Origin of the sequence: Metasolibacillus sp. FSL K6-0083 (assembly GCF_038630865.1) — a bacterium.
Classification (GTDB): domain Bacteria; phylum Bacillota; class Bacilli; order Bacillales_A; family Planococcaceae; genus Metasolibacillus; species Metasolibacillus fluoroglycofenilyticus.
Genome location: NZ_CP152046.1, coordinates 2,973,135 through 2,996,105, shown reverse-complemented (window position 1 = coordinate 2,996,105; position 22,971 = coordinate 2,973,135). Strand labels below are relative to the sequence as shown.

Below are 22,971 nucleotides of genomic sequence, written 5' to 3'. Positions count from 1 at the left end.
CTTATTGTTTTTTAAAAATTCCTTATCATTTTTAATAAAGGAGTAGGTAAGCCCCTCTGAAAGTATGTAGATTTTTTGAACATATCAAAGTTCTTCAAAATACAATATTCACAGGGCAAATAAAGAACGCTTCACAAGTAAATAATGACTAATCTGCTCGTCTTTCTTCATTAAATGAATTATTTTATAACCTTGCTCGAACATTTCCTGCAAAATGTGACGTGTTTTATAGCGCCAGTCTTCTGCTAGAGCCGGGCTTTCGATTTTTATTTTTTGGAAATTAGTTGGAATCGGCAATAAATAAGCATCTTGAATAAATGTTTCCCCTTTTTGAAATTTACGCTCCGAGTCAAGCGTCGGTAGACCTGCAACATTCAAATTCCAGTCAACAACTGGCTTTGCTTCGTCTAGCAATTCCTCTACTTTCGCATCCCAGCGTAAATAATCATTATCAACAAGCTGCCATTCTACATATAAGCGGTCGGTTGATAGTGCGCGATTGAACACGTCCTCCATTTCACCATAGCAATTTTCAATATACGTATCACTGTGACCACGTAGTTTTGAAAAATTCAAAAATCCACTGCGTGCTTCTAGCGGATCAAATGTCCAACGACAATTGCGGTAACCACGTTCAATCGCCATATCTTTTAAATAGATTTTTAATAACTCGCCTACCCCCTGCTCACGATAATTACGCTTCACACCTAGCATATGGGAGTACAAATAAACCTGTTTGTCCATATAACCCGGACAGCTATAATTAAAACCAACTAGCTCCTCACCTAAATAAGCACCTAACACGATTCCACCGTTGCGAATCGTCGCAATCGTTTGATGAACAGTAATACTACTTACAGCCCAAATTTCATATTCTAGCATGCGCACTTCCTCAATTTGCTCAATTGTAGTTAATTCCTTTATCGTCAATGATTTCAACATATTTCTTCTTCCCCCTTTGTCATACTTCATTGCTTATCATATGTCGCTCTACAGAATACACCACAATATAGGCCGTTTCGTCCCCCTATCTGCTTCCTTCTACAAATCATACCCCTTTTCTTAATATTTTGTAAATTTAATTATATACTACTGCTATGCATTTCAAATAGCCTAGATTCTATAATTCCTTTTAAACGGTTATTAGTAAAGCAAAAAACGTCCGAAAAGCAGTGCTTTGCACACTTTTCAGACGCCATCTTAGAAAATTATTTCACACCGCGCATCGCTTTAGAAATAAGCGGTGTACATATTAATAAAATTAAGCCTAAAACAATGGATGCCCCACCAATCATACCAAAATAAGTGGCATCGCTCACAACTTCATAAACGCGAACAAGCTGTGCATTAATCGCTTGTGCTGCCGCACTTGCTAAAAACCATAATGACATTGTTTGTGCTGCGAATGCCGCTGGTGCTAGCTTTGTTGTTGCAGATAGACCAACAGGCGATAGTAACATTTCACCAACTACTACTAAGAAGAATGATAATACTAACCACCAAGGGCTAATTAATGTTTCACCACCAGATAAAACAGATGGAATCACCATTACGAAAAACGATAGACCCGCGAAAAATAATGAAAAGACAAATTTCATTGGTGTAGATGGGCCTCTATCTCCCCATTTTACCCACAATAATGCAAACAGAGGTGCTAGCACAATAACGAATAATGGGTTTAAAGATTGGAACCATGCTGCTGGAATTTCGAAATTCCCCACCAATAAGTTTGTGCGTGTATCGGCATATGTAGCTAATATCGTTGCACCTTGCTCTTGAATCGCCCAGAACATTACCGCTGCAACAAATAACGGAATATATGCTAATAAACGTGATTTTTCATCTTCTGTTGTTTTTGGACTGCGGTACATAATAATAAAGAATGCAGTTGGCAACGCAATCCCTAGCGTTGTAATTAATAAACTAAATGCTGCAACCGTTAAATTATCTGTTGCATATGCAACAGCACCAAGTGCAATAATGACTACGATTCCTATTGCAAAATTGCGAATAGCTTTTTTCTTATCTTCTTTATCCATTGGATTTGTTGGTACACTGCCAGCTAGACCTAAATTTTTCTTAGCAGTCATCCAGAACATGATTAAACCAAGTAACATCCCGATAGCTGCAATCGCAAAGCCGTAATGGAAATTCAATTTTTTAGAGACAGCACCAACAATTAATGGCGCAATAAATGCTCCCATGTTAATACCCATAACAAAAATACTGAAACCTGCATCGCGGCGATTATCGTTTGGCGCATACATATCACCAACAACTGCTGATACGTTCGGTTTTAATAACCCTGTCCCCATAACGATAAAGAACATCGAAATAAATAATGAGGTTAAAGCCCCTGGGAATGATAAAATAATATGCCCTAGCATAATTAAAATACCGCCATAAAATACAGCTTTCCTTGTTCCCCAAACACGGTCAGCTAACCAACCGCCAATCACGCCTGACATATAAACTAACGATCCGTAAATCGCCATAATCGAGTTCGCTGTGACACGATCTAAACCAAGCCCGCCTTCATGTAACTCATAGTACATGTAAAAGATTAAAATGGCACGCATTCCATAATAAGAAAAGCGCTCCCAAAACTCTGTAAAGAATAATGTAAACAAACCTTTAGGATGGCCAAAGAAACCTTTTTGCGGAACAGACTTAACTATCTCTTCCTTACTATACATAAAAATGCCTTCTTCCGTTTAATGTTTCTAAAGTTTCTGACAATCAATTGCGCCTCGACTAACTCTTGTCCAGATTTTACCGAGCAAATGGATGAAAACCGTCATGTCATGTGACAACGATTAACTAACCTGTGTCATGCAGGCCTCTTTTCAAAATCTGTGACATCCGCCGGAGGCTTAGGCCAACACGATGTTGATTACTCAGTCGCTGAAGCAGAGCATGGCACTCTTAGACTAAGTTCCTCTTTATCAGTGAGTGTCCTGCTACCCGCTGAAACATGTCTTTAATGATGACATGCAGCTCGCCACCTATGGAGATGGAGACTTCTAACAAAAATATTAATAGCATAATTGCAATCATCAGACAACTTCAATTTACTACATTAAAGCATATGAATTTGTTTTTCAAGTATAATGTTTTTTATTAGAAATTTGATTATATATCGTATATTATATATATTCTGAAAATAAATTATTATTTAAACTATTTGATAATATAATTAAAATCCCCATATTCCCTATTGCGAAATAACTTTTCCCACCGATAAGCAATCAATATCTAGCTGTAATTTCCATCATGATTTTTGTCACATAGTCCTCCTCACGCTTTTTGACAACCGCATCATAAATATATTCCTCATAGACGTATTGTCCCAATTCATAGCCTTGCTTATGCATCACTTTAAATAATCTTTCGTATGTTTGATGCAAGGTAGCTGTCGTCCCTTTATGGTAGCCTACAAGGAAATCCCCGGCAATTGCCTTAAAGTATGGGTGGCCCTCCCTCGGGGAAGGCTGCTCTATATATAAATGACTATAATTTGTATAATTGCCCGCAAGCACCTGCTCCCTCTTTGTCATTCCTCCTATCGGGTAGCCTGTATCTAATTGAGAACGGTCTAACTCATCGATAAAATCCGCAACATCTTTGACAAATTGCTCCTCTGTGGCATTTTCTATATTCCTACTTAAATAAAATATTGCCTCAGGATAATGCTCGACTGTAATATCATCAAAACTAATAGTAGCAGCTTCTTTAAGCGTAGCAATTTTAACTTTAATAATTTCTTCTATTAATTCTAGCTCCCGCCGTTTATGAGCGACAATTTCTTGTTGTTGATGCATTAAAGCTAAAAATGTTTCAGGCGATTGCTCTGCTAAATAATTTTGAATATCTTTTAAAGACATGCCAAGCGTTTTTAAAAGCTCAATTACACTAAAAAAATCATACTGTGCAATGGAATAATAGCGATACCCTTTGTCATCCTTTAACACCGGTGATAACAAACCAATTTGATCATAATAAATAAGCGTTTGCTTATTGACCTTGCATATTTTAGCAAACTCACCTGTTGTAAAGTATTTTACGTTCTTATTAAACATTTCCATCCTCCTTGACTATATAGTTACTATATACATTATATTTGTTTACGAAACAAAATAGAAAGGTTTTGATAGGATGTTTACTATAGGTAATTTTTTATTTTCACCCACCACAAATTGCCATACAACAATTTATTTGTATGGTCCACTGACAGCTAGCTTTACTAGAGAGCTAAATATTAAAGGAGAAAAAGCGATTGATAAGGGAGGTCATTTCCTATGACTACCATTAATGCAATCGAAACAAGACCCGTAAGACCATTATTTTTCTCTTACTTATACCCAGCATTGATAGGGATGTTACTTATGTCAGTCAATATTTTAGTTGATGGCATTTTTGTTAGCCGAGGTGTTGGTGCAGCAGCTTTAGCAGGAGTAAATATTGCGGTTCCTATTTTTTCTGTTTTACTATCTATTTCTCTTTGGATTGGGATGGGCGGTGCTACGCTCTTTTCAATATCCCTCGGCGAAGGAAATAAACAGCGTGCACATCAAGTATTCACGCTTTCTTTTACGATGATGATTGCGATTGTAACAGCAATCATCGCTTTGCTTTTACTGAATTTAAAGGAAGTTGCTTATATTTTTGGAGCCGACCATACAACTTATCCTTATGTCCAACAATATTTGCATATTATTTTAGTGTTTGGTCTATTTTATACAATTGAAAATTTATTAAGCATTTTCATTCGCAATGATGGTAGTCCGAAACTCGCAATGGTAGGACTTATTACAACATCGGTACTAAATATTATTTTTAACTATATTTTCATTTTTATGCTTGATTATGGCGTCAAAGGCTGTGCTTTAGCAACAGCACTTTCAACAATCGTCGGCATGCTTGTATTGTTTCTGCATTTTTTTAATAAGAAATCTGAACTTAAGTTCGTACGCCGTTTCTTCCATTTTCGCACAATGAAAAAAATTATGACAATTGGCTTTCCAAGCTTTATCGTTGAAGCCTCTATGGCGCTTATCATCATTCTTTTCAATATTACATTTTTACATTATTTAGGCTCAAACGGTGTGACAGCCTATGCGATGGTGAATTATATTCATGCTGTATTATTAACAGTATTTTTCGGTATCGGGATGGCACTACAGCCTTTAGTCAGCTATCATCATGGTGCCAGACTGACGAAACGCTTAGCTGCATTACTGAAAATCGGGGTTAAAACAGCCATTATTTTTGGTTTATTAACAGCAATTATCGCCATGCTATTCCCAGCACAGCTAATGAGTGTATTTGGCAATAATAGTACGGATAAAATACAATATATGGCAATTCAAGGCTTCGCACAGTTTGCAATTGGCTATGTATTCCTTGGTGTCAATATGGTGTTTGCAGAATTCTTCCAATCCATTGAAAAAATTCGCCTTGCGACAATAATTATGCTACTACGTAGCTTCATATTATTTATTCCAGTGCTCCTGCTTTTACCGCAAATTTTTGGCGCACAGGCCATTTGGTGGACTTTCCCTGTCGCTGAAGGTTTAACAACATTATTAATTATCATTTTTATTGCACTAAGAAGGCAAAAAGTATTCCTTTAAATTTAAAGAGGGTGTCCAATAATAAGTCGTGCATAGCCGGCTTATTGGACACCCTTTTCATTTGTAATTTCATTATTCTACTACATAGCTGGCATACTTTTGGTAGTCTGCTTCCTTTAACTCAAGGCTTAGTAATGTCCCTTGCTCCTCATATGCGGTGTTAAAAATTGTCGCATGCTCATTTAGATAGGAAACGACTGCCCCTTCATCATAGGGGATGAGCATTTTACATGCGATATAATCCGCAAAAATATGTGCGCGAATCATTGTCAGGAGCTCTTCTAAGCCTGTACCCTCCTTTGCAGCAATCCACAGATTATCTCCACTCATTAATGGATACTCCACACCCGCTAAGTCTGACTTGTTGTAGACGTAGATTGTCGGGATTTCTTCTACTCCAACCTCTTTTAAGGTTGTATTTGTCACATCCATCATAAAGCGATATTCCTCATTTGATACATCTACAACATGTAATAGTAAATCTGCCTCTCGTGCCTCCTCAAGCGTGGAACGGAAGGCTTTCACTAAATGATGCGGCAGCTTGCTAACAAAGCCTACTGTATCTGTTAGTAAAAATGATTTATGGTCCTCTAGTTCAATATTGCGTACAGAAGTATCTAACGTAGCAAAGAGCATATCTTTTTCAAATACTTGCTTGTCCTCCTGCTGCCCTACTTTCGCTAATAACTGGTTCATAATTGTAGATTTACCAGCATTCGTATAGCCAACAATTGATACGACAGGTACGGCATTTTTGCGTCGTTGCTTGCGCTGTGTTTCACGCTGTGCCTTGACATGCTCTAAATCACGACGTAATTTAGCAATTTGGTCCTCGATTTTTCGACGGTCAAGCTCTAGTTTCGTCTCCCCCGCACCACGGTTTTTAAAGCCACCTCCTGTACCACCACCTTGACGTGATAAAGAGGCATGTAAGCCTACTAAACGAGGAAGCATATATTGTAATTGCGCAAGTTCTACCTGCATTTGCGCTTCCTTTGTTTTTGCACGACGACTAAAAATATCGAGAATTAGCATTGTACGGTCAATCACTTTACATTCGAGGTCACGCTCTAAGTTGCGAATTTGTGATGGCGATAGCTCATCATTAAAAATAATGATATTGGCATCCGCCTCCTCGTAAAATGCCCGTATTTCCTCAATCTTCCCTGTCCCTACATAGTGAGAAGGCGTAACACGCTCTAAATTTTGCGTGACGCTCCCTACTACTTCGACATCCAACGCCTCCGCTAAATTGGCAAGCTCCTCCATTGAATAAGCAAAATGCTCATCATTTTTTAAATTTACACCAACTAATATTCCGCGTTCTTCTATGCTTTCAATTTCTCTCATCGACATAATCTTCCTCCTAGTTGCCCTAATCCTAACATAACAAATATGTGAAAAGCCATTATGTTGTAAAGTTTTAAAAAGAGGCTTTTCTAATAGAGGCTTTTTCGGAAAAGATAGCTATTAACTAAAGATAAATTAACAGGAAATTTTAGAATATTGCTACCTAAAATTTATGCCGTCTTACGTCAAAAGATTAGTAAAATAAATATTATCTCAATAAAATAAAACTTCAATCAGTAGGGCTTTTACGGGATAAAAAGACAAGTCAATTTTGGTGTACTATAAAAGATAGTACCTAAAATAGCCCTAGGCAATTTATTGCTTAGAGGTCTTTATACATTATAAAATATATTATTAAACGAGGGAGGTTACTATGAAAAAAGCTAATACTATTTTAATAAGTTTAATTTTTGGACTATTGGTTTCCATAACAATATCTATTTTAATCCTTTCTATACTTTCTGTATCCATTGGATCTTCAACAGATAAATGGCTTTATTATGTTCTATTAATACCAACTATGATTGTTTTTGGTTTCTTAGGTTCTTATTTCCACAATAAAGAATTAGATAATTTGAAAAATATAGAAATATGGAAAATTAGTTTGATAAGCGTATTATCCATAGGTTTAACAAGTAGTATTATTGGTGGTATTATTAGTGACGTTATTAAAATTGGAAATTTACAAGCTATTAATTATAAAGGTAGAATCCTTTGGGGTTTCATATATTCTATAACTTCACTACCTATAACAATAATAATTGGTAAACTAATAATTATTATTTTTATTCGATTAATTAAATCAATAAAAAGCGCCACCCCAACAAAGAAATGAAGGTGAAACACTGGATGTAATATAGAGTCATGGGCACACTTACGCTAAGTTAATAAAATAATGTAAACGAGAGTGCAAACAAACTGTGGCGGAGCTCCATCGCCCTAGTGTATTGTAATGATTTTTTAAAATCAACTTAATGATTCTTCGATGATTGAATTGCATTCCTAACACCTCTTTAATATTATTTTGCACAAAGGTTATCCACAAATTTATCTCACAAAAAAACGTTCAACTAGCCGGCAACCACACAGCTAATTGAACGCCCTCTACTATTTTTCTTTTTTCAGTAATTCAAGTGTTTGCTCAAACTCAGCTTCAATTTGAGGGTCTTTCTTGTATGTTACAAGAGAAACAACGACTGCTACGATTAAGCAGACGAAGAAGCCTGGTACAATCTCATATAGAGCGCTTGATAATGCAGGAATTTTCCCCCATACGAACGCTGTCACAGCACCCGCTATCATCGCCGCTAATGCACCAATATTCGTTAGCTTGCGCCAATAAAGAGATAATAAAATTACAGGTCCAAACGCTGCACCGAACCCAGCCCAAGCAAATGAAACTAGTTTTAAAATAGAGTTTTCCGGATTCCATGCTAAAATAACAGCAACAACTGATACAGCTAATACGGCTAAACGTCCCATAAATACATAATGCTTATCAGACGCTGATTTATTAAATAATGCTTTGTAAATATCCTCTACAAGAGCAGAAGATGTTACGATTAATTGTGAAGAAATCGTACTCATAACTGCAGCTAAAATAGCAGCAAGCATAATACCTGCAATGAATGGATGGAATAATAATTGACCCATAACGATAAATACTGTTTCTGCGTCCTTTAATTCCCCTAGAGTTGCCGCATTTTGCTGATAATAGGCAACACCAACTAATGCTGTACCGATAGCACCAGCTAAGCTTAAAATCATCCAGCCAATACCGATACGGCGCGCTTCCTTCGTTTCTTTAACAGATTTAATCGCCATAAAGCGCACAATAATATGTGGCTGACCAAAATAACCAAAGCCCCATGCAAGTGAAGATACGACACCCGCTACCGTAGCAGTTGACGCAAATAAGTTTAAATGCTCTGGATTAACAGATTTAATTGCTTCCACTGTTTCTCCAATACCACCTGTGTAAAAGATACCGAAAAGCGGTACTGAAATTAGTGCTAAAAACATGATTAATCCTTGTAAAAAGTCCGTGTAACTTACAGCTAAAAATCCACCGAATAATGTGTATCCTACTGTTACAGCTACAACAACAAGCAAGCCTACATGATAATCATAGCCGAAAGAGCTATCAAAGAATTTTCCTCCTGCTACCATACCTGACGATACGTAGAACGTAAAGAATACTAAAATGATAATACCTGATGCAATACGAATTAATTTTGTATTATCACGTAGACGGTTATCTAAATAACTCGGAATCGTAATCGAGTCATTCGAAACTTGCGTATAAACGCGCAAGCGAGGTGCGACAACTAACCAGTTTAAATAAGCACCGATTGTTAAACCAATGGCAATCCATGCCTCTACCATTCCTGATAAATAAATTGCCCCTGGTAACCCCATTAATAACCAGCCTGACATATCAGCCGCTCCTGCACTTAATGCAGTTACAGCAGGGCCAAGTCCGCGCCCGCCAAGCATATAATCGTTTAAGTTAGATGTTCTCTTAAACGCATACCATCCGATCACTACCATTGCGACCATGTAAATAATAATAGCTAATAACTGAAAGCTGTGATCTGACATAATACCCCTCCTTTTGAAAAATGCTTTTTAATAGAAGATTACTATCAAAAAGTCTTATAATAAACATATAATTTATTGCATAGCAAAACAAGTAGTTTTTCGTTTGATTTACTTAACTTCCTTATTCAGAAAATTCCCCCACTCTGCCTTTTTGATGTATTTAAAATATAAATGCTTTTATTCCGTATTAACCCTACTTTAACACTTCAAGGATGGTCAAAGTGCTTTAAGTGAGGGATGAAGAAAATCCTCCTGAGCTGAAAGTTTACTTTATTGTTATACCCACTATCTTTAGCTTTCACACAAATAATTATGATACACTAATGTCAATTTTATAAATAAAGAAGGTTATGTTATGGAATTTCAAGATATGAAAGAAAAATTTTTAACACTTTTAAATAATCAATCATTAATAGCCGCAACTATTAGTCAGCCTCGTTTAAAGTCAAATGATTTAAGGCGAGTGCGGCTAAAGCCTATCGAGCTTAAGGGTATTTATACGATTCAGCTTGAATATCAATATGAACGTATTTTGAAGCATGAAAATATACCTGTAGATTTATTTGCAGCAAAGCTTGAACAGTTGTTGGAGCAATTTCGCCAAATTCATGCACAATTTACTGACCAAACACTGCATATTCAGCTATCAAAGAAAAATAAAGTATTATGGAAATCTGAGCAAACGAAGGAAAATAAGAAGGTCAATTTAGCACATAATCGCCAAAAGCAATATTTATTAGAAGAGACAACAATCCATCCATTTCTTGTGCGTCTTGGTGTTCAGGCTGAAAACGGTGCAATTAAAAAACAAAAATACGATAAGTTCAAGCAAATCAATCGTTTTGTAGAATTTATTGATGATGCGCTTGATTACTTGCCAAAAGACCGCACTATCCGAATATTAGACTTTGGCTCAGGCAAGTCTTATTTAACATTTGCCCTGTATCATTATTTAAAAATAGTAAAAAATTTAGATATTCACGTGACAGGTCTTGATTTAAAGAAGGAAGTAATTGAAGAATGTAATCAAATTGCCCAAGATTTAGGCTACACCGACTTGCAATTTTTAGTTGGAGATATTCAAGATTTTAATGATGAAACAGCTGTCGATATGGTCGTCACATTACATGCCTGCGACATTGCAACAGATATGGCACTTGCCCGAGCGGTAAAATGGGGAGCAAAAGTTATTTTAAGTGTTCCTTGCTGCCAGCACGAGTTGAATCGCCAATTGCTGTCACCTGCATTAGAAATTATGACACAGCATGGCTTAATTCGTGAACGCTTTGCTGCATTGGCAACTGATTCTATCCGCGCCCAATTATTGTCACTCGTTGGTTACGAGGCACAATTGCTCGAATTTATTGATATGGAAAACACACCAAAAAATATTTTGATTCGTGCCTACTATACGGGCAAAAAACCAAGTGCTGACGACCGGACTAAATACGATGACTTCATCCAATTTTTAAGCGCTAAGCCATTTTTACAAAATGAACTACAAGGACTTCTCTGAAAAACCATTTTAAGTAGCACTCTTTGCGATGAGGATGGCGGCAATGTATTTTGACCACCTTAGAGAAGCAAATTCTTTTGAACCAAGCATAACGTTATATAGAAGTCTCTCACCTTTATAGGCGGTGAGTATTACACTCATTGTCAGCGGGCTCCTAGACGCCCGCTGACAATGAGAAGACTATCGCACACATGCATAACTTCTAACTGAACAACTTTATTTGGGACACTAGACTAGAGTTAGTTAAGACGCCATTGATTATAGGAGCCGGACTATCATTTTCAAATTATTGGTAAAATCCTTGTGTAACGTCAGCTGCGGTTTAATATTTTTGAATCTATAACCGCAATTAGGGATTTGTTACAGTAATATCCTCCATTAAACATAACAAAATTTGTAAAATAGCAATATAAATCACCATTTTCCGCTTTAATTGCAATTTACATTACCTTTACAATCAAAATTTGTTTATTGTATACACTATGTTGTTGCTGCATACAATATGAACGAAAACCTTATTCTATCAATATTTCCCGCACATATTTTTGCTAATGACTCCGAATATATATTCAAGTATGAACAAAATAAATATTACAGCAGTGTAAAAATTGTAAATAGAAAATAAAAATATATTGATTTCATTAAGATTTTGTTATTATTAGGAGAGAAAATTTTCATATATGCTTAGGAGGCATTCCATGTTTAGTTCAAGAAAATCAGATCCATTTTTCGCAGCACTTCATAAAATTGCTGAAAATATGAGAGAAGCAGTTCATTATGCAAATGACTACCGCATTGAGACAGTGGCAGATTTAAAGGAAATCAGCATTCGTATGAAGCAATACGAAACAGATGGCGATAAATTAATTCATGAATTAATCGTTATGTTAAATAAATCATTTATGACACCCATTGAGCGTGAAGATATTTTAGCATTAGCAATCCGTATGGATGATGTTTTAGATGGGACAGAGGGCTGTATTGCTCACTTCGAAATGTTCTCATTAAATGAAATTGATGATTCAATGCGCAATTTCTTAGGATATATCGTAAAAAGCGCAGATGAAATTGTCAAAGCAATGACGCTTTTAAATAAAAAAGATTTAGTTGGTATGCGTCAACATGCTATTTTAGTAAAGGATTATGAACGCCAATGTGATGAAGTATTACGCTCATCCATTAAAAAGTTATTCCTAAACGAAAAAGATCCAATTCGTCTAATTAAATTTAAAGATATTTATGAGCAATTAGAAGAAATTGCAGACCACTGCCAAAATGTAGCGAATACTATCGAAACAATTATTATGCGCAACGCGTAAAAGCAGGAGAAATAACTAATGGAAACAATATTAATCCTTACAATTTTAGTCGTTATTTTTGCGCTAGCATTTGACTTTATTAACGGCTTCCATGATACAGCAAACGCCATTGCTACTTCAGTATCGACACGTGCATTACCACCTCGTACTGCGGTATTAATGGCTGCCATTATGAACTTTGTTGGAGCGATTACATTCGTTGGTGTTGCAAAAGCAATTGCAAGCGATATCGTCGATCCATTCGCATTATCGACACCTGAAGCACCCTTAATCGGTTCTGTCGTTATTTTAGCAGCATTATGTGCAGCGATTACTTGGAATTTATTAACTTGGTACTACGGTATTCCATCCAGCTCATCACATACGCTAATTGGTTCAATCGCTGGTGCAGCGATTGCTGCTGCTGGCTTTAATATTTTAAACTATCAAGGCTTCATTAAAATTATTCAAGCGCTTATATTCTCACCATTTATTGCGTTAGCAGTTGGTTTTTTAATGATGTCATTGTTTAAAGTAATCTTTAAAAACATGAACCTTTATAAAACGAACAAAGGCTTCCGTACAATGCAAATTGGTACAGCGGCATTACAAGCATTTACCCACGGTACAAATGATGCTCAAAAGGCAATGGGTATTATTACGATGGCTTTAATCGCTGGAGGCATCCAATCACACGATGAGGTACAAGGCTGGGTGCGTTTTGCCTGTGCACTTGCAATGGGTCTAGGTACTTCTGTTGGTGGTTATAAAATCATCAAAACAGTCGGCGGTAAAATTATGAAAATTCGTCCAATTAACGGCGCAGCAGCTGACTTATCATCAGCAACTGTTATTTTTGGTGCAACGCTACTACATTTACCAGTTTCAACAACGCATGTTATTTCATCTGCGATTATGGGTGTAGGTACTGCGCAACGTGTAAAGGACGTAAAATGGGGAACTGCTCGTAAAATTGTTATTACATGGGTAATTACAATGCCGATTTCAGCAATTATGGCAGCAGGTTTCTACTTCCTACTAAATCTTTTCTTTTAACGAATACTATTGAAACGTCCGAAAACACTGCTTTTCGGACGTTTTGTTCGTGTTTTATGAAATAATAGCCATGTAAAAATAAGCGACTTGTTTCAAAAGATAATAACACCAAATTCAACAGCTTTTCTTGTGAATTTTCCATTGCCTTAAAACCTCTCAGCCTTTTCACACACCTTTTATTTTATAGAAATTGTACTCAACCTCAAAACCTTGTAAACTCTTAAGTAAGAAAGGGGTTTCTATTATGCAGAAATTTTCTATTTTCGTTACTAGACATGCGAAAGCGATTGTTAGCATTTGGATTGTCTTTTTCCTCATTATGGGCTACTTTGCTCTACAACTACCAGGTAAACTACAGGGCGATGGCTTCTTTGTAAAAGATGACCATAGTAGAACAATGCAGGAATTAAGTGAGACATTCGATTTACCAGCTAAAACGATTTTCGTCCTATTTGAAAATAAAACAAATGATGAAATTACAGTAGCACTCGAGAAGCTAGAACAAGTCGAGACAATTAAAGAAATTGTCTCCCCTATTGGCATTTCGCAATTGCGAAAAGATAATTATGCCTATGCGATGTTGCATTTTGGCAATGATGTTAGCGACTATTTTCCAGTAGTCGATGAAATCCGCGATATTTTAGCATATGACAATCACATATCTATTACAGGTGAGCCAGCTATTTCAAAGGATATTAATGTGGCTAGCCAAAAAGATTTGATGCAGGCGGAGGCAATCGGTTTACCTATCGCCTTAATCATTCTTTTATTGGCATTTGGTACTGTCGTTGCCTCGCTCCTCCCTATTATTATAGGAGCCGCAACAGTTATTGTAGCATTCGGTGTTTTAACCTTATTTAGTGGTACCTTTGATTTGTCCATCTTCATATTAAATATCGTGCCAATGCTTGGGCTCGCTTTAAGCATTGACTTTGCCCTATTATTTATTAATCGTTACCGTGAGGAGCGCCATACGAAAAGCATCACACAAGCTGTGCAAATTGCGATTCAAACAGCTGGTCGTTCCATCGTTTTCTCAGCATTATGCGTAATGATTGGGCTAGGTGCAATGGTCGTTATCGAGGTAGAAATTTTCCAAAATATCGCATTAGGTGGCTCTGTTGTCGTTTTTTTAGCTATTATTTCAGGCTTAACATTACTGCCAGCAACAATTGTTTTGCTAGGTGACCGCTTAAATAAATGGCGATTAATACGCGTCACACAGGCCACATCAAAGTGGCAAGCATTTGCAGCCTTCGTTATGCGTAAACCAGTGCTTATTATCGTTGTCGCATTTGCATTACTAGGTGCTGCAATGATTCCAGTGAAAGACATGGACTTAACGATTCCATCTAAGGAGTCTTTACCAAGTGCGTATGAATCCCGCGCAACGTTTGACAAAATGGAAGAGGCATTTGATTTCGGTGCAGATGCGGTCGTTTACTTACTGGCAGAACGTGAAGATGGTTGGGATAATGAAGATGGCTTAACGAAAATCCTTGCTATTCAACAGCAGCTAGAGCAGGAAGCGCTTGTCAAACAAGTTGATTCGCTGTTTACAGCAACACAGATAGATTCTGTGGAAATATGGCAAGCAGCTAACGCTGATCCAAATAGTCAAGGTCTACTCCTTGCTGCACAAAGTCATTTTATTCAGGATGATAAAATGTATATGGCTGTTCACTTAGATACAAATGGTGCATCAACTGAAGCACAAGATTTCGTACGTGAATGGAAGAATAAAGATTTAGATGTCTCCTTCTCATTGGCTGGTGCACCGAAATTCAATCAAGAAATTTTCGATGAAATAGCTAATAAAATCGGGCTTGCATTAATTATTATTATGATTACTACATTCATTATTTTAATGATTGCATTCCGCTCGATTTTAATTCCGGTCAAGGCGATTATTATGAATATAATTGGGCTTGCTTCGACATTCGGTCTCATCGTTTATATATTCCAATATGGGCATTTCGGAATAGAGGCAGGCACTGTTGTGCTCATTATGCCTGTAATTGTTTTCTGCCTAGTGTTTGGGCTAAGCATGGACTATGAGGTGTTTTTAATTTCACGTATTCAAGAGGAATATTTAAAAGGTGCGAATAACACGAAAGCAACTGTCGATGGGCTTGTCTCGACAAGCAAAATTATTACGTCCGCAGCATTGATTATGATTGTTATTACAGGTGCTTTTGCTTTTACAGACGTAATGCCTGTTAAACAAATCGGTGTCGGTATAGCGATTGCAATCGCCATTGATGCAACAATTATTCGTTTAATGCTCGTACCAAGCTTAATGAAATTATTCGGGGACTGGAATTGGTGGTTGCCATTCACGAAGCGTGGCAAATAGGGGAAAGTTGTCTGCTTACGAGCGAATTGCTTTCTTTTATGAGCGAATTTGCCTCACTTATGAGCGAATTCACATGCTTTATGAGCGAATCGGGTTTTTTAGTCGCTTCTCTTTTCACCGCTATTATCGAAGCAACAATAAAAGCGTCCAAAATGCCGGCTTTGCACGGCTTTTTGGACAGCTTCCTCTAACCTTTTTCTTATTCAAAAATATTTGTATACCAAGCTTTCGCTGCTTGTACCTCTGGCATCGTAAGCTGATGACCATGATTGAACCATGCAGTTTCGACATTTGCACCATGCGCCTGTAACATTTGCTGTAATTGCTCTGATTCCTGTGGCGGACACATGAAATCATTCGTTCCAGCACCAATCCAGACATCTACATTGGACAAGTTTGGGATTTCTGCCTCGCGATTTGGTACCATTGGATGATGTAAAATTGCTGCACGCAATGCATTTTCGTGATGGAACAATAAGCTCCCTGCAATATTTGCTCCATTTGAATAGCCAATCGCAATGACTTGATTTTGGTCGAATTTATAGTCTACCGATGCCTGCTGTACGAAATCCTTTAATTCCTTTGTACGGAATAATAAATCTTCCATATCAAATACACCTTCCGCAACTCGGCGGAAAAAACGTGGCATGCCGTTTTCTAACACATTGCCTCGAACGCTTAATATATTCGCATTCACATCAATTTCCTTCGCTAAGCCAATTAAATCTTGCTCTGTCCCACCTGTACCATGTAGCAATAATAATGTACGTCCATTTGTGCCATGCTCAAAAATATGCTGCATGTTCTCCACCCTTTCATTATCTCGAATTCAAGACAATTATAGTTGGTGCTTTGTCTGGCGTCAATAAACTTGACTCGTCTGTTGATATTGGTTCACCATCTTGATTCGGCGCCTCATAAAAGTTAAAGAACAATAGCATAACAATAGCCACAAGTAATGAAGCACCAACAATTATGCTGACAAGCATCAGTGCAAATTTCTTTCCATCCATTTATAGCTCCTCCTTACTTTGAAGGTCTAAATCCTTCTTCGCGTAAATACTCCTCTGCCGCCTCGCGTGTACCAAAAGCTTCCTCTAAATTATTTTGATGATACACAGCCCATGAACGATTTTCATAAATTAGCTCTAATTGTGTGCCTTCACGAGAACGCCATAGCTCAACAATCGGCTCTTCCTCTGCATCTTCAGATAAATAGGCGATAGAGGCTGCAATAATAGTACGTAATGCTTGTTCACCGTAGTCACGAATGTTGACAAGCCCTTTATCATTCGCCTCTTTTTCATACTGTAATAAATCGCCAACAAACACAAAGCCATTGCCGTTTGGATGCAATTTTTCAACAACGATTGTCTTTTCATACAGGCTATTTTCAAAGTGATAATTCAATCTTTTTAATGATATTTCTTTTTTCGTTAACTCAGGGAATGTTTCAATAATCGCCTGCTTTTGTTCAAATGTCAGCATAATATGCTCCTTTTAATAAAAGTTTTTGAAATGTTATAATGTTTTCGTTGCCGCATCCTTAATTTTAGTGCGCTCTTCATAAATATTTTTTACAATTACTTTTATAACCGCATATGTTGGGATAGCAATTAAAATGCCGATAAATCCAGCAATATTTCCTGCCGCCAAGATGATTGTAATTACTGTTAACGGATGGATATCAAGCGATTTCCCCATAATATTAGGTGTAATCAAATTGCTCTCAATTTGCTGCGCTGCGAGGGTAATAACAGCTACCCAAACAACTAAGATTGGCTTTTGAATAAGCGCAATAATAAGTGCTGGTATAAGTGAAATCCATGGGCCAATGAATGGAATCATATTCATAAAGAACGCCAATATTGCTAGTAGTAACGAGTAATCTAAATCAATAATTAAATAGCCAATATACATCATTAATGCGAGTAAAAAGCTAATTAACACTTGTCCCTGTACATAGCTGCGCAATACTGAATCGATATCTTCTAACGTCTTCTTAATCCAAGAACGACGCTCTCCAGTAAATAATCCATAAAGACGAGGAGCAAACTTTTCATGGTCCTTCAACATAAAAATAAAGAAAAACGGCACAAGAATAAGCGTAAATGTCGCAGATACCGCGCCACTGACAACAGTTACAATCATTTTGCTGCCCTTTACAGCGATATCTTGCACAGAGTTAGAAATGGAATCAACAAACTGTTCGACTTGTGGTGGCCAATGGTCTTTATTTGCAAGTACATAGTCTGTCGTTTCTTGGATTTTTTCTCCAATATACGGTGCATTATCAACTAAATTATTCACTTGCTTTGAGATTGGTGTACCAATTAACAATAAAAAGCCTGAAAGCCCTGCTACTAATAGCACAACAATAATAATTAAGCTCCCCCATCTCGGTACACCCCGCTTCTCAACAAGGCGTTGTAGCGGCTCTGTAACATAATAAAGGACGCCCCCCAACAACAAAGGAATAAAGACTGTTTTTAAAATAATTATAAACGGGCTAAAAATAGCACGAATTTCTATAAAATACTTCACAATAAGCAGTGATAGTAGCAAACCGATTGCTAATTGAAACCATAATTTCTTTGTCATATTTCCACCCCAATCATCATCTATCTATTAGCAATAATCGCATATAGACCAAAAAAATACAATCTTTGATAGCTAAAAAACACATTAATATGGTAGCTTAATTCATCTAAAATACAAAAAGGTATAGAAAAGCAAATGATTCGCTTTCCTATACCTCTTTTATGTCAATTATGCCAAGGCATAATTTCTTCTAGATTTCTCCTAGTTATTTGACAGAAGTTAACCTCAAACCGCCACGTCCTGTGACACCCACCAAAGCTCGAGCAGTTGGTGAGTGTTTGGACACTTGCTGAAATCGTTATAATGCTTGCATTCGTCTCGCCACCTATCGAGATAGAAGATTCCTGTACCTGTCGCTTCGCTTTCGATACAAAAACAATTTGGCTGCTGCGGTTACTCGTTGCAAAAAACATTGCTAAAGGAAGTTACAATTTTGCATCATCGATTGAGTTTAAGTAGTCTTTAATCGTATCAATAACTGACTCCACACAGCCTTCTTCAAATGGCGAAATTAAGCCTGCTTCGCGAACTAAGTTTGTGAATGATTGTGAGCCACCTAAACCACATAAATGTACATAATCTTTCCATGCACTGTCAAAGTCCTCACGTGAACGCTTCCAGAACTGGAATGCGCAAATCTGTGCCAATGTATAGTCGATATAATAGAACGGTACGGAGTAAATATGACCTTGACGTTGCCAGAAGCCACCCGCCTCTAGGTATGCATTGCCATCGAAATCACGATGTGGTAAATATTTTTCCTCGATTTTCTTCCATGCTGCCTTACGTTCAGCAGGCGTCATTTCTGGATTTTCATAAATAACGTGCTGGAATTCATCTACTGCCACACCATACGGCAAGAATATTAGCGAGCCACTCAAATGTGTAAATTTATATTTATCTGTTTGCTCTTTAAAGAACAACTCCATCCACGGCCAAGTGAAAAACTCCATGCTCATAGAATGAATTTCACAAGATTCATGCGTCGGCCATAAATACTCTGGGATACCTATATCACGGCTTGAGTATACTTGGAAGGCATGACCTGCCTCATGTGTTAATACGTCAATATCACCTGATGTTCCATTGAAATTCGAGAAAATAAATGGTGAATTATAGTCGTCGATAAACGTGCAATAGCCGCCACTTTCCTTCCCCGTCTTAGCAACTAAATCCATTAGCTCACGGTCAATCATAAAGTTGAAGAACTCACCCGTTTCCTTTGATAGCTCCTCATACATTTTCTTACCATTGTCTATAATCCATTCAGGAGAACCTTGTGGCTTTGCATTGCCTGTTAAGAAATTTAATCCTTCATCGTAATATTTAAAATCTTCAACACCGATACGCTTCGCCTGACGTTTATATAGCTCTGTCGCTACAGGTACGATAAAATCACGCACCTGATTACGGAATTTTTCCACCATTTCAGCATTATAATCAATGCGATTCATCTTAATATAGCCTAGCTCCACGTAATTTTTATAGCCTAGCTTTGTCGCGATTTCATGGCGCAACTTTACTAATTTATCATAAATTTCGTCGAACTTATCACCATGCTGTGCAAAGAAGTTAAAGTTCGCTTCTCTTGCCTCTTTACGCACATTACGATCTAGCGATTCTCCGTACGGTCCTAATTGCGCAAGCGTCAATGTTTTACCATCAAATTCGATTTGCGCAGAGGCTACAAGCTTATTATATTCTGAGACAAGTTTATTTTCCTGCTGCATTAATTCAATTACTTCTGGCGAAAAGCCTTTAATTTGATTTTCCGCTAATGCGAAAAGCTGCTTACCCCATTTCTCCTCAAGCTGTTCACGAAACGACGATTTTACTAGCTCCTGATAATACTCAAAAATAATTTCCTCTGCTTGCGGCATTATTTCATCTAAATAATCACGCTCAGCTTGATAAAATGCATCGTTTGTGTCAATTGATGCACGAATATAAACTAAGTTCCCCTGTGTTGAAAAGGTATTACGATACGCATTAATTTTCTCAATTACCACGCTCTGTTCTTCCACATTTTGTGCGCTTTTAAAATCCTCAATTAACGCACGCACCGCCACCTTCATTTCATCTAAATTCGGGCGCTTATACTCATAATCTTTAAATGTTATTCCCATGATGTCCCCTACCTTTAAATTATGTTTGAATCCACTACCCCTCGGCTTCCATCTTTTCTCTCTTCCTATCACATCCACCGACGACCTATCACGATTTTGCGAGCCCCCATCGCCCTCGCCTTCGCACACAACGCACTACTAAATCACGATAAACAAATTCACTATTAATTATTTACTACCATCTTCAATTTTGCAACTATTCTGAAAGAATATTAATTGTAGTAAATTGTCAGAATTGTTTGCGTGCCAGGCACCTATACTTTAAATTGATTAATAGCCTCCTGTAAACTATTAATCTCGCCTGTTAACTCATTCGACGAATTTGTCACAAGCTCTATAGCTCGTTGCTGCTCCTCTACAGAAGCCGTTACATCCTGTGTAACAACTGCGTTTTTCTCACTAATATGGGCAATGCTATCCATCGAAATAAGCATTGCATTTTTAGAAGTGTTCAATTGATTCACACTCGCAGACATATCGTTTATTATAGCTGTAATATGCTCAACCGCTTTTTCAATTGCCTCAAATGAGCTTTGTGTTGTTTCCACTGATTCACGCTGTTGTTGTACAATCAATGATGCTTTCTCCATTTCATGCGTCACAACATTTGTTTCCATTTCAATCCCTCTTAATGTATTACGTACGGAGCTAGTCGCCTGGTTCGTTTGGTCTGCTAGCTTGCGCACCTCCTCTGCCACTACCGCAAAACCTTTGCCATGCTCACCCGCTCTAGCAGCTTCAATGGAGGCATTCAGTGCCAATAAATTTGTTTGGTCTGAGATTTCATTAATCGTGCCAACAATGCCTTCAATTTCAGCTAGCTTTTGCATTAAATTATTGAACACATCTTGCACTTGTGTCATAAGCTTATTAGATTCCTCAGAGCTTTGCTGTAAATGCTGTAAATTAGTTAATCCTTGCTCGTTCGATTTTCGCATTTCTACGGAAGAAGTTAAAATTAATTCATTTTTTTCATGCAGTACATCAATTTGAGCTGCAAAATCAGCTGTCGAACGATTTGTTTGCTCCGTATCTAGCGCTTGCTGTGTGGCTCCACTTGCAACCTCTTCTACTGCGTTAACAATATTTTCACCTAATGCAGTCGTTTCTTCCGCAACAGCGGATAAATTGCTAGAGGTCGTTTGAATTTCAGAAATGGCATTCTCCACATCTGTAATAAGTGTTTTTAAATGTACGACCATATTATTAAAGCCATTATTTAAAACACCCATTTCATCTTGTCGCTGCAGTTTATCTATTGTAACTGTTAAATTACCATCTGCTACTTGACTCACACTTTGTGATAATTTTACTAATGGAGTTGCCAAATGACGTGAGAATAAAGTGGCAACAATCCCACCTGCTGCAATTGACAAAATAAGTGTCACGATAATTACTTTCACTAAATGACTCACGGGAGAATTGAAATCTTGCATATATGTACCTGAAGCGACAATCCAATTCCAATGCGGGTCTAGCTTTGAATAAATCAATTTCGGTGCAATAACAGTTTGACCTGGTAGCTCAAAATCATAATATGTAAAACCCCCGCCTGCTAATGCCTTTTCTTTTACTTCACGAACAAAATATTGACCTGAGCTATCCTGACTATCCCATAAATTATCTCCCTCGCGAGTAGGATGACCTAATACTGTTCCATCATGGTCTAGAATATAAATATAGCCATTTTCACCCAAGTCTGCTGGATAAGTTATTGGACGCTGTCCTTCCGCATTTAGGGCACCAATTAACTGCGATTTAACAAGTTCCTGTGCCTCCTCTAATGTAACCATTCCGTTTTGAACTTCAGTCTCAGCAATTGCAATTAATTCTAATGATGTTTCTACGCTGTTTTTAATAACTGTCTTTCCTACTTCGTCCATCCCCTGCTTTGCTGTCGAGTAGCTTACAATGCTAATAATTAAGCTTGGGATAAAAAAAATTAAGAAAGAAAATATTAATAATTTTCCCTGTATCGATTGCAAAAAGCGTATCATTTTAACCATCCCCCTGTCTTTCTCCCTAATAATATATAATTATTACATAAAGTGAAAATTTCACAATAACAAATATTTGATTCGAATAAAGAGGTGAGCAACTCTAAAGACAAAGGCTTCTTAACTTATATTCATTACAACAAGTATTGTTAACAAGAAAATATTGTACTTCTGAATAGTCCCTACTTATTACACGAAGGTATAGGACTGGTGATGATTAATTTAAAAGAAAGGGAGGTTGTCCAAAATATGAACACCTCCCTTACTCATTATTCATTTTATGTCCTAAAATGATTTTATCAATTACCCCTCATTGTAATTGTGTCTAGATTTTTTCGAACCATTTGATAGAAATTAACCTAAAATCGTCATGTCACGAGCCAACGGTTAACTGACCTGCATCACACGGCCCCTCCAATATCTGTGACATCCGCTGT

17 protein-coding genes are annotated in these 22,971 nt (G+C 37.3%); 6 read left to right on the top strand and 11 right to left on the bottom strand.

All coding sequences use genetic code 11. From position 1 onward, the window contains the following. Nucleotides 1-108 precede the first annotated feature (108 nt). The 3 genes from MHB51_RS14060 to MHB51_RS14050 all read right to left on the bottom strand — a co-directional run bounded on the left by MHB51_RS14060 (nucleotide 109) and on the right by MHB51_RS14050 (nucleotide 4,079). A complete protein-coding gene (locus MHB51_RS14060) occupies nucleotides 109-942 on the bottom strand; it encodes a GNAT family N-acetyltransferase (RefSeq protein ID WP_342471778.1) in 834 nt (277 codons plus the stop codon). Between the two features lie 266 nt (nucleotides 943-1,208). Further along, the gene (locus MHB51_RS14055; protein ID WP_342471777.1) at nucleotides 1,209-2,696 is read right to left on the bottom strand and encodes a peptide MFS transporter; all 1,488 of its coding nucleotides are present in this window, start codon (nucleotides 2,694-2,696) and stop codon (nucleotides 1,209-1,211) included. Between the two features lie 552 nt (nucleotides 2,697-3,248). Further along, a complete protein-coding gene (locus tag MHB51_RS14050; protein WP_066169230.1) occupies nucleotides 3,249-4,079 on the bottom strand; it encodes a MerR family transcriptional regulator in 831 nt (276 codons plus the stop codon). Between the two features lie 219 nt (nucleotides 4,080-4,298). Here MHB51_RS14050 and MHB51_RS14045 point away from each other — a divergent pair, with 219 nt between their 5' ends. Then, a complete protein-coding gene (locus MHB51_RS14045; RefSeq protein ID WP_342558414.1) occupies nucleotides 4,299-5,633 on the top strand; it encodes an MATE family efflux transporter in 1,335 nt (444 codons plus the stop codon). Between the two features lie 72 nt (nucleotides 5,634-5,705). On the opposite strand, the gene hflX is transcribed toward MHB51_RS14045, so the two are convergent. Beyond that, nucleotides 5,706-6,983 (bottom strand): GTPase HflX, encoded by a 1,278-nt coding sequence (gene hflX, locus MHB51_RS14040; RefSeq protein WP_342559489.1) that lies wholly within the window; start codon nucleotides 6,981-6,983, stop codon nucleotides 5,706-5,708. A 373-nt stretch (nucleotides 6,984-7,356) separates the two neighbouring features. Here hflX and MHB51_RS14035 point away from each other — a divergent pair, with 373 nt between their 5' ends. Then, a complete protein-coding gene (locus tag MHB51_RS14035; protein ID WP_342558413.1) occupies nucleotides 7,357-7,818 on the top strand; it encodes a hypothetical protein in 462 nt (153 codons plus the stop codon). A gap of 272 nt (nucleotides 7,819-8,090) precedes the next feature. On the opposite strand, the gene putP is transcribed toward MHB51_RS14035, so the two are convergent. Further along, complete coding sequence (putP, locus tag MHB51_RS14030) at nucleotides 8,091-9,584, bottom strand: sodium/proline symporter PutP (RefSeq protein WP_107943367.1); 1,494 nt, start codon at nucleotides 9,582-9,584, stop codon at nucleotides 8,091-8,093. Nucleotides 9,585-9,939: 355 nt separating this feature from the next. On the opposite strand from putP, the gene MHB51_RS14025 reads away from it, so the two are divergent. The 4 genes from MHB51_RS14025 (at nucleotide 9,940) to MHB51_RS14010 (ending at nucleotide 15,810) form a co-directional block, all read left to right on the top strand. Continuing rightward, on the top strand, nucleotides 9,940-11,100 hold the full coding sequence (locus MHB51_RS14025; protein WP_342471774.1) for an SAM-dependent methyltransferase: 1,161 nt from the start codon (nucleotides 9,940-9,942) through the stop codon (nucleotides 11,098-11,100). Between the two features lie 698 nt (nucleotides 11,101-11,798). Further along, on the top strand, nucleotides 11,799-12,419 hold the full coding sequence (locus MHB51_RS14020; protein WP_066169239.1) for a DUF47 domain-containing protein: 621 nt from the start codon (nucleotides 11,799-11,801) through the stop codon (nucleotides 12,417-12,419). Between the two features lie 18 nt (nucleotides 12,420-12,437). Further along, on the top strand, nucleotides 12,438-13,454 hold the full coding sequence (locus tag MHB51_RS14015) for an inorganic phosphate transporter (protein WP_066169241.1): 1,017 nt from the start codon (nucleotides 12,438-12,440) through the stop codon (nucleotides 13,452-13,454). 244 nt (nucleotides 13,455-13,698) lie between these two features. Next, nucleotides 13,699-15,810 (top strand): MMPL family transporter, encoded by a 2,112-nt coding sequence (locus MHB51_RS14010; protein ID WP_342558412.1) that lies wholly within the window; start codon nucleotides 13,699-13,701, stop codon nucleotides 15,808-15,810. A gap of 199 nt (nucleotides 15,811-16,009) precedes the next feature. Here the strand turns inward: MHB51_RS14010 and MHB51_RS14005 are convergent, their stop codons facing one another. From MHB51_RS14005 to MHB51_RS13980, 6 genes are all read right to left on the bottom strand, one after another. After that, complete coding sequence (locus MHB51_RS14005; protein WP_342558411.1) at nucleotides 16,010-16,612, bottom strand: alpha/beta hydrolase; 603 nt, start codon at nucleotides 16,610-16,612, stop codon at nucleotides 16,010-16,012. A 16-nt stretch (nucleotides 16,613-16,628) separates the two neighbouring features. Next, a complete protein-coding gene (locus MHB51_RS14000) occupies nucleotides 16,629-16,823 on the bottom strand; it encodes a hypothetical protein (RefSeq protein ID WP_066169249.1) in 195 nt (64 codons plus the stop codon). Between the two features lie 13 nt (nucleotides 16,824-16,836). Further along, nucleotides 16,837-17,298: a hypothetical protein gene (locus MHB51_RS13995; RefSeq protein WP_066169251.1), complete on the bottom strand. Its 462-nt coding sequence runs from the start codon at nucleotides 17,296-17,298 to the stop codon at nucleotides 16,837-16,839. A 33-nt stretch (nucleotides 17,299-17,331) separates the two neighbouring features. Beyond that, on the bottom strand, nucleotides 17,332-18,411 hold the full coding sequence (locus tag MHB51_RS13990) for an AI-2E family transporter (RefSeq protein WP_066169254.1): 1,080 nt from the start codon (nucleotides 18,409-18,411) through the stop codon (nucleotides 17,332-17,334). Between the two features lie 425 nt (nucleotides 18,412-18,836). Then, nucleotides 18,837-20,537, bottom strand: a complete 1,701-nt coding sequence (locus MHB51_RS13985) for a M3 family oligoendopeptidase (RefSeq protein WP_066169256.1) — start codon at nucleotides 20,535-20,537, stop codon at nucleotides 18,837-18,839. Nucleotides 20,538-20,791: 254 nt separating this feature from the next. Further along, entirely contained in the window at nucleotides 20,792-22,534 is a 1,743-nt protein-coding gene (locus tag MHB51_RS13980) for a methyl-accepting chemotaxis protein (RefSeq protein ID WP_342558410.1), read from the bottom strand. Nucleotides 22,535-22,971: the final 437 nt, after the last annotated feature.